The organism is Streptomyces coacervatus (assembly GCF_029223485.1).
GTDB classification, from domain to species: domain Bacteria; phylum Actinomycetota; class Actinomycetes; order Streptomycetales; family Streptomycetaceae; genus Streptomyces; species Streptomyces coacervatus.
The window spans coordinates 384,314-397,231 of record NZ_JARHTP010000002.1; the positions used below are offsets into that span (position 1 = coordinate 384,314).

14 protein-coding genes are annotated in these 12,918 nt (G+C 72.2%); 8 read left to right on the forward strand and 6 right to left on the reverse strand.

Annotated features, from left to right (window positions below; genetic code table 11):
- The first annotated feature begins 256 nt into the window (after positions 1-256).
- The 4 genes from P2Q00_RS05485 (at position 257) to P2Q00_RS05500 (ending at position 3,096) form a co-directional block, all read left to right on the forward strand.
- The gene (locus P2Q00_RS05485; RefSeq protein WP_275770104.1) at positions 257-826 is read left to right on the forward strand and encodes an Rv1733c family protein; all 570 of its coding nucleotides are present in this window, start codon (positions 257-259) and stop codon (positions 824-826) included.
- Between the two features lie 225 nt (positions 827-1,051).
- Positions 1,052-2,044, forward strand: a complete 993-nt coding sequence (gene dhaK / locus P2Q00_RS05490) for a dihydroxyacetone kinase subunit DhaK (RefSeq protein WP_275770106.1) — start codon at positions 1,052-1,054, stop codon at positions 2,042-2,044.
- 46 nt (positions 2,045-2,090) lie between these two features.
- Positions 2,091-2,693: a dihydroxyacetone kinase subunit DhaL gene (dhaL, locus tag P2Q00_RS05495; RefSeq protein ID WP_275770108.1), complete on the forward strand. Its 603-nt coding sequence runs from the start codon at positions 2,091-2,093 to the stop codon at positions 2,691-2,693.
- Positions 2,686-3,096: a PTS-dependent dihydroxyacetone kinase phosphotransferase subunit DhaM gene (locus P2Q00_RS05500; protein WP_275770110.1), complete on the forward strand. Its 411-nt coding sequence runs from the start codon at positions 2,686-2,688 to the stop codon at positions 3,094-3,096. Before dhaL ends, P2Q00_RS05500 begins: the two co-directional genes overlap by 8 nt.
- Before the next feature lie 14 nt (positions 3,097-3,110).
- On the opposite strand, the gene P2Q00_RS05505 is transcribed toward P2Q00_RS05500, so the two are convergent.
- Positions 3,111-3,749, reverse strand: coding sequence for a TetR/AcrR family transcriptional regulator (locus P2Q00_RS05505; RefSeq protein ID WP_275770112.1), 639 nt, complete (start codon positions 3,747-3,749; stop codon positions 3,111-3,113).
- 119 nt (positions 3,750-3,868) lie between these two features.
- On the opposite strand from P2Q00_RS05505, the gene P2Q00_RS05510 reads away from it, so the two are divergent.
- Entirely contained in the window at positions 3,869-4,630 is a 762-nt protein-coding gene (locus P2Q00_RS05510; protein ID WP_275770114.1) for an SDR family NAD(P)-dependent oxidoreductase, read from the forward strand.
- 106 nt (positions 4,631-4,736) lie between these two features.
- Here P2Q00_RS05510 and P2Q00_RS05515 read toward each other — a convergent pair whose 3' ends face one another.
- Entirely contained in the window at positions 4,737-5,432 is a 696-nt protein-coding gene (locus P2Q00_RS05515; RefSeq protein WP_275770116.1) for a glycoside hydrolase family 75 protein, read from the reverse strand.
- A 408-nt stretch (positions 5,433-5,840) separates the two neighbouring features.
- Between P2Q00_RS05515 and P2Q00_RS05520 the strand changes: the two genes are divergently transcribed.
- Together P2Q00_RS05520 and P2Q00_RS05525 are read left to right on the forward strand one after the other, a co-directional pair.
- Positions 5,841-6,836 carry a fibronectin type III domain-containing protein gene (locus P2Q00_RS05520; RefSeq protein WP_275770118.1) on the forward strand — a complete coding sequence of 332 codons (996 nt, stop codon included), beginning with the start codon at positions 5,841-5,843 and terminating at the stop codon, positions 6,834-6,836.
- 169 nt (positions 6,837-7,005) lie between these two features.
- Positions 7,006-7,566, forward strand: a complete 561-nt coding sequence (locus tag P2Q00_RS05525) for a hypothetical protein (protein WP_275770120.1) — start codon at positions 7,006-7,008, stop codon at positions 7,564-7,566.
- A 12-nt stretch (positions 7,567-7,578) separates the two neighbouring features.
- On the opposite strand, the gene P2Q00_RS05530 is transcribed toward P2Q00_RS05525, so the two are convergent.
- On the reverse strand, positions 7,579-8,130 hold the full coding sequence (locus P2Q00_RS05530; protein WP_275770122.1) for a PadR family transcriptional regulator: 552 nt from the start codon (positions 8,128-8,130) through the stop codon (positions 7,579-7,581).
- A gap of 31 nt (positions 8,131-8,161) precedes the next feature.
- Positions 8,162-10,177: an NADPH-dependent 2,4-dienoyl-CoA reductase gene (locus tag P2Q00_RS05535; RefSeq protein ID WP_275770124.1), complete on the reverse strand. Its 2,016-nt coding sequence runs from the start codon at positions 10,175-10,177 to the stop codon at positions 8,162-8,164.
- A 116-nt stretch (positions 10,178-10,293) separates the two neighbouring features.
- Here P2Q00_RS05535 and P2Q00_RS05540 point away from each other — a divergent pair, with 116 nt between their 5' ends.
- Complete coding sequence (locus P2Q00_RS05540; RefSeq protein WP_275770125.1) at positions 10,294-11,469, forward strand: M20 family metallopeptidase; 1,176 nt, start codon at positions 10,294-10,296, stop codon at positions 11,467-11,469.
- A gap of 51 nt (positions 11,470-11,520) precedes the next feature.
- On the opposite strand, the gene P2Q00_RS05545 is transcribed toward P2Q00_RS05540, so the two are convergent.
- The gene (locus P2Q00_RS05545; RefSeq protein ID WP_275770127.1) at positions 11,521-11,889 is read right to left on the reverse strand and encodes a hypothetical protein; all 369 of its coding nucleotides are present in this window, start codon (positions 11,887-11,889) and stop codon (positions 11,521-11,523) included.
- A gap of 104 nt (positions 11,890-11,993) precedes the next feature.
- A complete protein-coding gene (locus P2Q00_RS05550) occupies positions 11,994-12,869 on the reverse strand; it encodes a hypothetical protein (protein ID WP_275770128.1) in 876 nt (291 codons plus the stop codon).
- Positions 12,870-12,918: the final 49 nt, after the last annotated feature.

The following is a 12,918-nucleotide window of genomic DNA, read 5'->3' on the forward strand; positions in this document are numbered from 1 at the left end:
CGTCCGGGTGAGGGGCCGATGGTCCCTGGCAGGTGGCCGGTCAGGCCACCGATGACGACGGTGGCGAGGGCGGAGCGCACAGGCCCACGGGCAGACGGCTGCAGCGTCCCGGCGGGCGGCTGCGGCAGGGCTGAACGGCCCATCCGTGTCGCGGACTTGGTCCCGGTCGGCCCCATGGCTCCCTCTGCCCGGCCCATGCCATGACGCACCCCGGGCTGTCACCTTGCTCGAAGTGACGACCAGGAGGTGCGGACCGATGCGGACCGGCAGGCGAACGAAGAGGTGGCTGTGGCGGTGGCGGGCCAACCCGCTGCGCAGGCGCGACGACGTCATCGAGGCGTGGCTCGTGCTGGCCCTCTGGGCACTCTTCACGGTGGGCGGAACGCTCGCCGGCGTGCTGACGGCCCGGACCGCCGACGACGTCTTCATGCAGCAGCGCGCCGAGCGCATCCCGGTGACGGCCGTACTCCTCACGAGCACCCCACGCGCGGAGGCGAAGAGCTACCGGGCGTTTGCCCAGGTCCGCTGGACCGGAGCGGACGGATCCGCCCATACCGGCAAGACCCTGGTGGACGGCGGGCTCAGGGCCGGATCCACTACGGAGCTCTGGACGGACACCCGGGGGAATCTCACCACCCGACCGCCGAGCCCTACCGATGCGGCAGCCGAAGCGGTCCTCCTGGGAGCCGCCTCGGCGCTCGCCGTCACCGGCATCGCGTTCGGGGCCACGGGCGCCGCACGCTGGTGGCTCGACCGGCGGCGCATCGACGGGTGGGGCAGGGAATGGGACCTGGTCGGCCCGCGGTGGGGGCACAAGACGGGCTGACGGCCCCGCGACGCCGAGCCGATCTGCCGGACGGGCCCGAGCGGCCCCGGCTGGAGCACGCCGGGATCCGCCGCACAACGTGACCTGCGCCGCCCCAGCACGGATACTGCGGACAGTGGCTGCCGATCTGTTCGCCGAGTGGAACCGACGACCTGCCGATGACGGCGGCGAGCGACCGGCGCCGGTATGGGATCAGGACCTCACGCGTCTGACCAGGAGGAACCCATGAAGATGTTGATCAATGTCGCGGAGAGCGTGGTCGCGGACGCCCTGCGGGGCATGGCGGCCGCCCATCCCGAGCTGACCGTCGACGTGGAGAACCGGGTGATCGTACGGCGGGATGCCCCGGTGGCCGGAAAGGTCGCCCTGATCTCCGGGGGCGGCTCGGGGCACGAGCCGCTGCACGGCGGATTCGTGGGCCCCGGCATGCTGTCGGCGGCCTGCCCGGGCGAGGTGTTCACCTCGCCGGTGCCCGATCAGATGGCGCGCGCCGCGGCGGCCGTGGACAGCGGGGCGGGCGTGCTGTTCATCGTGAAGAACTACACGGGTGACGTGCTCAACTTCGACATGGCGGCCGAGCTCGCCGAGGACGAGGGCATCCAGGTCGCCAAGGTGCTGGTCAACGATGACGTCGCGGTCACCGACAGCCTCTACACGGCCGGGCGCCGCGGCGTCGGCGGCACCCTGTTCGTGGAGAAGATCGCGGGCGCGGCGGCGGACGAGGGGCAGCCGCTGGAGCAGGTGGAGGCGATCGGCCGACAGGTCAACGAGAACTCCCGCAGCTTCGGCGTCGCCCTGAGCGCCTGCACCACGCCGGCCAAGGGCAGCCCCACCTTCGATCTGCCGCCCGGCGAGCTGGAGCTGGGCATCGGCATCCACGGCGAGCCCGGCCGGGAGCGGCGGGCGATGATGACCTCGGGCGAGATCGCGGAGTTCGCGGTGAACGCGATCCTGGAGGACCTGCCGCCGCGCAACCCGGTGCTCGTCCTGGTCAACGGCATGGGCGCGACGCCGCTGCTGGAGCTGTACGGGTTCAACGCCGAGGTGCAGCGGGTGCTCACCCAGCGCGGTGTCGCCGTCGCCCGGACGCTGGTGGGCAACTACGTCACCTCGCTCGACATGGCCGGCGCCTCGGTCACCCTGTGCCAGATCGACGAGGAGCTGCTGCGGCTGTGGGACGCACCGGTGAGGACGCCGGGGCTGCGCTGGGGCGTGTAGACCGGCGGGCCGAGGTGTCAACGTACCTACCACGCAAGGAGATCCAGTGCTCGACGCCGACTTCTTCCGCCGTTGGATGACCGCGACCGCCGCGTCCGTGGACCGCGAGGCGGAACGGCTCACCGCCCTCGACTCGCCCATCGGGGACGCCGACCACGGCAGCAATCTGCAGCGCGGGTTCAGGGCCGTGGCCGCGACGCTGGAGAAGGAGGCGCCGGACACGCCCGGTGCGGTCCTGACGCTGGCCGGGCGGCAGCTGATCTCGACCGTCGGCGGCGCGTCGGGGCCCTTGTACGGCACGCTGCTGCGCCGTACGGGCAAGGCGCTCGGGGACGCCGGTGCGGTCAGCGAGGCGGAGTTCGCCCAGGCGCTGCGGGCCGGGGTGGACGCGGTCATGACGCTCGGCGGCGCCGCGCCGGGCGACAAGACCATGATCGACGCGCTGGTGCCGGCGGTGGACGCGCTCGACGAGGGCGGTTTCACCGCGGCCCGCACGGCCGCCGAGGAGGGCGCCCTCGCGACGACGCCCTTGCAGGCCCGCAAGGGCCGGGCCAGCTATCTCGGGGAGCGCAGCATCGGCCACCAGGATCCCGGCGCCACCTCGTCGGCACTGCTCGTCGCCGCCCTCGCGGAGGCCGACGGTGAGTGACGGGAAGCAGGTCGGGATCGTGCTGGTGTCGCACAGCGCCGAAGTGGCCGCCTCCGTGGCCGAGTTGGCCAAGGGGCTGGCGGGCGGCGAGGTTTCGGTGCCGGTCGCCGCGGCGGGCGGCACCGAGGGCGGCGGGCTCGGCACCAGCTCGGAGCTGATCGCCGCTGCGGCCGCGGCGGTGGACCGGGGCGCCGGGGTCGCCGTGCTCACCGATCTCGGCAGTGCCGTGCTCACGGTGAAGGCGCTGCTGGCCGAGGGCGACGAACTCCCCGACAACACACGGCTGGTGGACGCCCCCTTCGTGGAGGGGGCGGTGGCCGCGGTGGTCACGGCGGCGACGGGCGCCGACCTCGCAGCGGTGGAGGCGGCGGCCGCGGAGGCGTACACCTACCGGAAGGTCTGACACCCCGACACCTCCTACCCGAGTCCCTCCGCGGCGACGGTGAGGGCCGAGCGCATGGTTGCCGTCAGCTCGGCCTCCGCCGCCGCGCGGTCGGGCTCGGCGCCGTGGGTGCGCCAGGCGTAGTGCTCGACGGCCGCGCGCAGGGCCGCATTGAACATCGCCGCCTGGATCGCGGGCCGCAGATCGTCCGGCGGCAGCCCGGAGCGCTCGGCGAGGGCGCGGGCGAACGCCGGTTCCGCCTCGTCGTAGGTCTGGAGCCAGATGGCGCGCAGGCCCGGCTCGGTGCGGGTCAGCCGGACCAGCGCGCCGACGGTTGCCCGGTCGGGGCCGGCGACGACGCCCAGGTCCGCGGTCAGCTCCGGCGCGAAGATGTCCTGGAGGGGCTGTCCGGGCGTCCATTGCCGCAGCCGGGCGGCGATCATGTCGATGCCAGCCGTGAACAGGGGCCGCACGCAGGCCTCCTTGCTCGGGAAGTAGCGCCACACGGTGCGCGCCGAGACGCCGACCGCCTGCCCGATCTGCTCGCCGGTGGTCGCCGTGACGCCCTGGGTGACGAACAGGTCCACCGCGGCCCGGGCGATCTCGTGCCGGATCTCGGCCTTGCGCTCGTCGGTCAGGGGCGGTCGTCCAGTGCGTCCGCGGGCGGCGGCCATGCAGTCCTCCGGATTCCGGTGATCACTCTCCCGGAATTCTCCCCCACAACTTTATGTCACTCAAAGACATTAAGTCGTATGGTGGTGCCCACCAGGAACCACGGGAACAGGAGCACCACATGGCCGGCGGATTCGACGGACGCAGTGTCATCGTCACCGGAGCGGGCTCGGGCATCGGGCGCGCGGCCGCCCTGGCCTTCGCCGCCCAGGGGGCCCGGGTCGTGATCGCGGACCTGAACGCGGAGGGCGCGGACAAGGTCGTCAAGGAGATCGAGCAGGCGGGCGGCACGGCGATCGCGGTCGTGGGCGACCTGAGCCAGCAGGCCGTCGTCGACCGGGTGGCCGGGACGGCCGTGGAGAGCTTCGGCGGCGTGGACGTCCTGGTGAACAACGCCGGGATCATGGACCGCATGTCGGCGCTGGCGGACGTGGACGACGCCGAGTGGGAGCGGGTCATACGGGTCAATCTCACCGCCCCGTTCCTGCTCACGCGGGCGGTGCTGCCGCACATGCTGCAGGCGGGCAGGGGCGCGATCGTGAACACCGCCTCCGAGGCGGGCATCAGGGGCAGCGCGGCGGGCGCCGCCTACACGGCCTCGAAGCACGGAATCGTCGGCCTGACCAAGTCCCTCGCGGTGATGTACCGCAACCAGGGCATCCGCGCCAATGCCATCGCCCCGGGCGGCACGGCCACGGGGATGATCCCCGACATCGACCGGAGCGCCCACGGACCGGCGGCTCTCGGCCCGTACATGGGCAATGTGGGACGCGTGTCCCAGCCGGAGGAGCAGGCGGCCGCGATCGTGTTCCTCGCCTCGGACGCGGCGAGCAACGTCAACGGCGTGATCCTGCCGGTCGACAACGGGTGGGCGGCCGTCTGACGACCGCCCAGGGCTCCAGGGCGCCCCACGCCCTGAGCGGCCTTGCCGAATTCCGATACAGCCCCCACCGGCCCGCAGCCTCATCACCGCACTTCCAGCGGAGCGCTCAGTGGCCTCGCACGAACTGCCGCGCCAGCCGCCGCCCCACCTCGACGGCGGCGGTATGGCTCTCGATCGGCTTGACCTGCGAGTACTTGAAGACGATGTAGGTGACGCCGGAGGGCGTGCCGCCGCCGCTCGGGCCCGGGGGGATGCCGAGGGCCTTGGCGGTGGCGTAGGAGGCCTCGCCGATGATGCCGTCCGGGCCGATGTCGCCCACGACCGCGTACTGCACGCGGTTTCGGTAGACGACGGCGGCTACCGATCCGCCGCGGACGCCGTCCTCCCCGGGGTCCCAGAGGGGGCCCGCGCCGGGCACGACGATGTACGGGAGGCGCTCGGCGCTCAAGTACCGCCCGTCGGACTGCTGGTAGGCGGTGGCCTGGGAGAACGACGGATCGGTGCGGCTGTTGCAGCGCGGACCGGGCTGTCCGTCGCAGTCGATGTCCATGTCGGCCTTCCAGTGGACGGCGCGCCGGGTGCCGCACACCGCAATGGCGGCCGGTCTGCCGGCGTCGCTGCGGAAGCGGCCGTGGGAGATCTGGGTGCAGTCACGCACCCTGGCCAGCAGGTCGGCGGCACGGACGTCGTCTTCCCGCCAGGCCGCCGGCTCCGCCCGGCCGCGGGCCGCGGCGTCGGACAGCATCGGCGGGGCAAGCAGGGCGGCACCGGCCACGGCCAGGGTCAGCGACTGGACACGCACAATAAGGGGCCCTTTCCCTAAGGGGCACTGACGGGCATTCAGCCCGGTCCGGTGCCGTAGCGATCACTGGGCCACGGTAGGCGGGCCGGACGGCGCAGAGCTCCAGGCAGGTCACGGCGTGGCGCGTCTTCGAACGTCCGGCAGGGGCCGGGCGCCTGAGCCCGTATCGGCTCCGGCGGCCCGGCCACCCGCGTCCGGCGCGGGAACAGCGACGACAGCGGTCCGCGCCACCGGCATGAACTCGCCGTCTCTCAGGGAGAGTTCAGCCGTGAGGAGCTTCAGCATACGTAACTCCGGCAGGCGGTCAGCAACGCCCCGCAACCGCACCACAGCCTCTTGATATGACCGCAACAGTCGCGCCATATTGGTCCGGACCATTGCCGCAGTGCCGTCCGGGGAGGCAACGCCGTGCGTCGCGACACCGTGCTCGTGCACCGATCCCTCGCGCTCTGTGCGGCCCTGGCCCTGGTCGGGTCCTGCGGCCGGAGCGGCACCAGGGACGACGAGGGCCGGCTGCCGGCGGCGCCCGTGGGCGTGACAGCGGCGGCGGGCAGCTCGACCAGCGTGCACGTGATGTGGAACGCGGTGTCGGCGAACCCCCGCGTCCGCGTCTACGAGGTGTATCGCGGCACCACGAAGGTCGAGGAGGTGCCCGGTTCCGAGCACATGGTGGACGTCGTAAGGCTCAGGCCGTCCACCTCGTACGTGTTCACGGTGCGGGCACGGGACAGCGAGGGCCGTCTCGGGCCGCCCGGCCGGGAGGTGCGGGCAACGACCGCGGCGGCCGTGGCGGCGGACGACACGGCCCCGACCCGCCCGGGGAGTACGCGCGGCCGGGCGGTCGGCAGCAGGGCCGTCGAGCTGTCCTGGTCCGCGTCGACGGATGACCGGGCCGTGCTGTCGTACGACATCTACCAGAGCAGCTCGAAGATCCACAGTGTGGGCGGAGCGCAGACGGCGACCGTGGTCACCGGGCTGCGGCCGGGCACCCGTTACGTCTTCACCGTGCGGGCCCGCGACGCGGCCGACAACCTCTCGCCTCCCGGCACCACCGTCCGCCTCACCACCCCGGGCTCCGACGACGGCCGGGACACGGCTCCCACGGCCTTCCGCGCCACGAGCCACCGCATCGGCGGGGCCTACTACCTCGATCTGCGCTGGATCCCGCCGCGCACCGACGACGTGGTCACGGAGTATCAGATCCGCCTGGACGGCCGGGCGGCCACCTCCCTGGTGTACGGCGGGGACGCGCCGCGCGACCGGGCGTCGTACTCCTTCTACGTCGGCCGGGACGCCGGCGTAACCCACCGCGTGCGGATCCGGGCCAGGCTGCCCGACGGCACCTGGGGCGGCCTCTCGGCGGAGCGGACGGTCACGACCGGGGCGGGCGGCCGACGGCCCTGACGGTGCCCGCGGCATGGGCCGGACGAACGAATCCGTCACCTGCCCGGGGGCAGTCCGCATGCGGGGCGGGCCGCGAGGACATTGGCTGCCCCTGAGGCAGCACGGACGTTTCCCGACCCTCGGCGGCGCAAGGGATGTACCGCCAACCGTGCCGTCGGAGGGCAGTCCAATGCGCAACTCTCAGCCATTCCTCCGCTCCGCCCTGACCGCGGCAGCCGCAGCCGCGTTTCCGCTCGCCCTGGCCGCCGTGCCGGCCGCGGCGGCGTCGGGGATCTCCGTGAGCACCAGCGGGTCCACGGTCTCGGTGACGACGAGCGCGTGCTCCCAGACCGGCAGCAGCGGAAGCTGGGGCACGGCCTCGCTGCTCAACAGCAGCCAGTCGAGCTTCGCCCAGGGACGTCAGGTGTCGCTGTCGGGGACCACCGCCCTGCAGTCGGCGGCCTGGTCGAACGTGAGCCCCGGCACCTACACCGTGATCGTCATCTGCTCCAACAACACCACCGCGGGCACCCAGACCGTCGCCGTCTCCCCCGCCTCCTCCCCGACCATCTCGGCCACCGCCAAGCCCACGCCCAGGTCCTCGGCCTCACTCGGCGTCAGGGGCGGTCTCGGCGGGACCGTCCAGGACTACGGCCCGCTCACGGTGGGGGTGGGTGCCGCCCTGGTGGGCACGGGCGTCATCGCGACGGGCTGGTACCTGCGCCGGCGCGCCAGGCCGAACCGGCTCTGAGGGCGGCCGGGCTCACGCAGGCTCGGAACCGGGCAGTTCGGCGAACTCCTCCAGGGCGTGCGTGAGCCACTGCGTCCAGAACGTCTCCAGGTCGATGCCGGCCCGCAGCACCAGGTGCCGCAGCCGGTCCTGGGGAGCGTCCCTGCCGGGCGGGAAGTCGCGCTTCTCGATCTCCTGGTACTCGGCCAACTGCAGCCGGTGCAGGTCGAGATGGCGGCGCAGGTCGGCCTCGAGGCCGGCGGTGCCCACCACGGCCGCCGCGCGCAACCGCAGCAGCATCACATCGCGGTGCGGCTTGGGGTCCTGGGACGCGGCGGTCCAGCGGGCCAGTTCGGCACGGCCCGCGGGCAGGACCTCGTAGCTCTTCTTCTGCCCGCGGGCCGGCTGCTCGGACGGCAGGGCCCGGATCTGCCCCTCGGCCTCCAGTCTTCCCAGCTCGCGATAGATCTGCTGATGCGTCGCCGACCAGAAGTAGCCGATCGACTTGTCGAACCGGCGGGTCAGCTCCAGCCCCGAGGACGGCTTTTCGAGCAGGGCGGTGAGGATCGCGTGCGGGAGGGACATGAGGTCATCCTAGGGACGGCGACCAGGGCGACTACAGGTCGGCCGCGACCTCGGTGCCCTGCTTGATGGCCCGTTTGGCGTCCAGTTCGGCGGCCACGTCGGCACCGCCGATCAGGTGCGCGCTGAAGCCGGCGGCGACCAGCTCCTCGTACAGACCGCGGCGCGGCTCCTGACCGGTGCACAGCACGATGGTGTCCACGGGCAGGACGGTGCTCTCCTCGCCGACGGTGACGTGCAGTCCGGCGTCGTCGATGCGGTCGTAGCGGACACCGGGGACCATGGTGACGCCGCGGTGCTTGAGCTCGGCGCGGTGGATCCAGCCGGTGGTCTTGCCCAGGCCGGCGCCGACCTTGGTCGACTTGCGCTGCAGCAGGTGGACGGTGCGCGGCGGGGCCGGGCGCTCGGGGGCGGCGAGACCGCCGGGGGCGCGGTAGTCCATGTCGACGCCCCACTGACGGAAGTAGGTCTCCGGGTCCTCGCTCGCCTTGTCCCCGCCGTCGGTGAGGAACTCGGCGACGTCGAAGCCGATGCCGCCCGCGCCGAGGATCGCGACGCGGTCGCCGACGGGGACGTTGTCGCGCAGGACGTCGAGGTAGCCGACGACGCTCGGGTGGTCGACGCCCGGGATGTCGGGGGTGCGCGGGGTGACGCCGGTGGCGACGACGACCTCGTCGTATCCCTCCAAGTCAGCTGCCTCGACAGGGGTGTTGAGGCGTACGTCCACGCCGTGCGCGTCGAGCTGGTGGCGGAAGTAGCGCAGGGTCTCGTCGAACTCCTGCTTGCCGGGCACCTTGCGGGCGACGTTGAGCTGGCCGCCGACCTCGCTCGCGGCGTCGTACAGCGTGACCTGGTGGCCGCGCTCGGCCGCCGTCACGGCGCAGGCGAGTCCGGCCGGTCCCGCGCCCACCACGGCGACGCGCTTGCGCAGCCGGGTCGGGGAGAGGACCAGTTCGGTCTCGTGGCAGGCGCGCGGGTTGACCAGGCAGGAGGTGATCTTGAGGCTGAAGGTGTGGTCGAGACAGGCCTGGTTGCAGCCGATGCAGGTGTTGATGGCCTCCGGCTTTCCGTCCGCGGCCTTGGCGACGAAGTCGGGGTCGGCGAGCATCGGGCGGGCCATGGAGACCATGTCCGCATACCCGTCGGCGAGCAACTCCTCGGCCAGTTCCGGGGTGTTGATGCGGTTGGTGGTCACCAGCGGGACCGACACCTCGCCCATGAGCTTCTTGGTGACCCAGGCGTAGGCGCCGCGCGGCACGGAGGTCGCGATGGTGGGGATGCGGGCCTCGTGCCAGCCGATGCCGGTGTTGATGATCGTCGCCCCGGCGGCCTCGACGGCCTTGGCGAGCGTGATCACCTCGTCGAACGTCGAACCGCCCGGGACCAGATCCAGCATGGACAGCCGGTAGACGATGATGAAGTCCTCGCCGACGGCCTCGCGCACCCGCCGGACGATCTCGACGGGGAAGCGCATGCGGTTCTCGTACGAGCCGCCCCAGCGGTCGGTGCGCTGATTGGTCTGCGTGGCGATGAACTCGTTGATCAGGTAGCCCTCGGAGCCCATGATCTCGACGCCGTCGTAGCCGGCCTGCTTGGCGAGGCGGGCGGCGCGGGCGTAGTCGTCGATGGTCTGCTCGACGTCGGCGTCGGTGAGTTCACGGGGCGGGAAGGGGCTGATCGGTGCCTGTAGGGGGCTCGGGGCGACCAGGTCCTGGTGATACGCGTACCGGCCGAAGTGCAGGATCTGCATCGCGATCCGGCCGCCCTCGCGGTGCACGGCGTCGGTGATCTGCCGGTGCTGCTCGGCCTCCGCGTCGCTGGTGAGCTTGGCGCCGCCCTCGTACGGGCGCCCCTCGTCGTTGGGGGCGATGCCGCCCGTGACGATCAGACCCACTCCCCCGCGCGCCCGGGCGGCGTAGAACTCCGCCATGCGCTCGAAGCCGCGCTCGGCCTCCTCCAGGCCCACGTGCATGGAGCCCATGAGGACGCGGTTGGGCAGCGTGGTGAAGCCCAGGTCGAGCGGGTTCAGCAGATGCGGGTAACGGCTCATCGGGGCCCTCCGTGCACGGTGTGGTGCCTCTGTTGTAGAGGACCCGGCCCACCTTTTGCAACTAGTTGCATAAGCGGGAAGGGGTGACACGGACCACCCGCGGGCACAGTGGCCCCATGAGCCCCGAATACACCGAGGTGATCGAACTCGCGCAGGCGCTGATCCGCCGCCCGAGCCGGGCCGGGATCGACGACTACGGGCCCGTCCTCGCCGCCCTCGAGGACTGGCTCGGCGCCCGCGACCTGCCGTATCGCCGCCTCTACGACGACGAGGGCCTACCGGTCGCCCTGCTGGTGGAGGTCGCGGGCGGCCGGCCGGGGCCGTGGTGGGCGCTGGATGCCTGCGTGGACACCGCCCCGTACGGCGACGAGGGCGCCTGGTCCTTCCCGCCGGACTGCGGCGATGTAGTGGACGGCTGGCTGCGGGGGCGGGGAGCGGCCGATTCCAAGCTGGCGGCGGCGATGTTCTGCCGGATCGCGGCACAGCTGCACGCCCGGGCCGGGGACCTGCGCGGCGGGCTCGCGGTACTGCTGGACGTGGACGAGCACACGGGCGGGTTCGGCGGGGCCCGGGCCTATCTCGCGGACACGGCCGCGGTGCGTCCGGCCGGGGTGATGATCGGCTATCCCGGCCCGGACGAGGTGGTGGTCGGCGGACGGGGCCTGTGGCGGGCCACAATCGCGGTGCACGCGACCTCCGGCCACTCCGGATCGAGCCGCAGGGCGGTCGGCGCCGTCTCCCGTGCGGCGCGGCTGGTGCAGTTCCTGGACAAGGCCGAACTCCCGGGCCCCGAGGGCGAGTTCCCCCTGCCCCCGAAACTCACGGTGACCTCCTGCCACGGCGGCGACGGCTTCTCGGTCGTTCCCGACCTGTGCGAACTGGGCATCGACATCCGCACCACCCCGGCCTTCGACGCCGACGCGGCCGATGCTCTGATCCGCAGAGCGGTCGCCGAACTGGACGCGCTGCTTCCCGCCCCGAGGCCGACCGCGATCACCCCGATGGCCTCCTGGCCGCCCTACCGTCTGACCGAGGACCAGCAACCTGCCGCCGCACTGCTGGAAGCCGCCGCCCGCGAGGGACTGACGGTACGGGCGAAAACCGCGGGCCCTTCAAACATCGGCAACCTGCTGGCAGCCGAGGGCATCCCGGCCACCGCAGGCTTCGGCGTGCGCTACGAGGGCCTGCACGGCAGAGACGAACGCGCCTGCCTGGCAGACCTGCCCAAGGTCCACGCCGTCTACGAGCAGGCCGTGCTGCACCTCCTGACCGACAGCTCGGCACCCCCCTAAGGGGCGCGGGGAACTGCGCGAACAGCCACAACGGCGCCGCAGACGAAAACCTCACCGACTCTCAAGAATGACGTGCAACTCCCGCTCCTGGTCACCCGAAGCCGAGGAAAGGTCACGCACCGCGAACAGCGGATCCAACGTGCTGCGCAGCCGTTCAATCGCCCAGTAACCCCCCTGCGCATCGACCTCGACGGAGGACGACAACCGGCCCGGCGCCGGGCACTCGTGCGCGTCGGTGACCTCGAACGTGCCGAGCCACACCATCGGACGGGTCTCGTGAAGCTGCTGCGGCACCTCGTCCGGGCCCCGGTCGGACTCGAAGCACGCACACAGCGTGTCGAACACGATCCGGGCGTCCTCCTTGCTGCATCCGCTGATCTCGAGGGAGACCGGCTCCTCGTGCGAGCGCTGACGATCCATCGTGATCGCTCCTCTCGTGGCTGTGGCGCGGTACCGCGGGTTCCCCATGAACCGCGCCACATCCCCAGAAAAGCACCACTGGCCGCACCGGACCAGCGAGGGAATCAGCTCCGCTTGAAGCGATACGTCTTGCTGTCCGTCAGCACGCAGAAGCCCGGCGACACGACGATCACACGCAGGGTGCCGTCCCGGCGGTCGTAGTCGATGCCCTCTACCTCGAACGTGCCCGAGCAGGAGCTCTTCAGGGGCAGCTGCCGCAGGGCGGTGACGTGGCCGGACACATCGGACGCGCCGTTCGCCGCGGCGGACAGGTCCACCTGCAGGAGCGGCTTGGTGATGCCGAACAGCGTGCCCGCCGGGTCGTCGGAGGAGCACAGCAGCTGGGTGGCGTTCACGAAGTCGCAGCCCTGCACGTCGCGGACGGCGTGGTCGAGCTTGACGGTGGCCACCTGCGGAAGGTTCGCCGAGGGCGAGGTGCTCGCGTTGGCGCCCGGGGTCGGGAAGACGAGGAAGCGGCTCATGGTGCCGTACTCACCGGAGAGCATCCACTGGCCGTCGGGCGAGATCGCCACCCAGGAGTTGTTCAGCGCCTCCCCGGAGCTCAGCTGGTGGACGTACTCCGACCACGCCCCGCCCGGCGCCTGCACCCGGTACATCTTCGCGCTGCCCGAGTCGGCCTGGTACGGCTCGACGTAGTAGCCGTTGTACGAGGCGTCGGGGTCGCCGACGTGGTTCCAGCCGCGGCTGGAGACGTCGGAGGGGATGGTGCCGATGCCGGTGTAGTGGTTGGCGCTGCCGGCCGGGACCTCGACGGAGGTCAGGCCCTGGCTCTCGGTCAGCGGATCGGCACGGTCCGAGCCCACCTCGGTCCAGGTGTCGGCCGCCGAAGCGTTCGGGGCGGCGGACAGGACGGCGGCACTCGCGAGGGCGACGGCCGCGGTCAGGGCCATGTGACAACGTTGCCGGGCGCGCAGGGGCATGGGGGCTCCTCCGTGGGGGGTGGGGGGTGCTCGGCGGACAGTCTGGCCC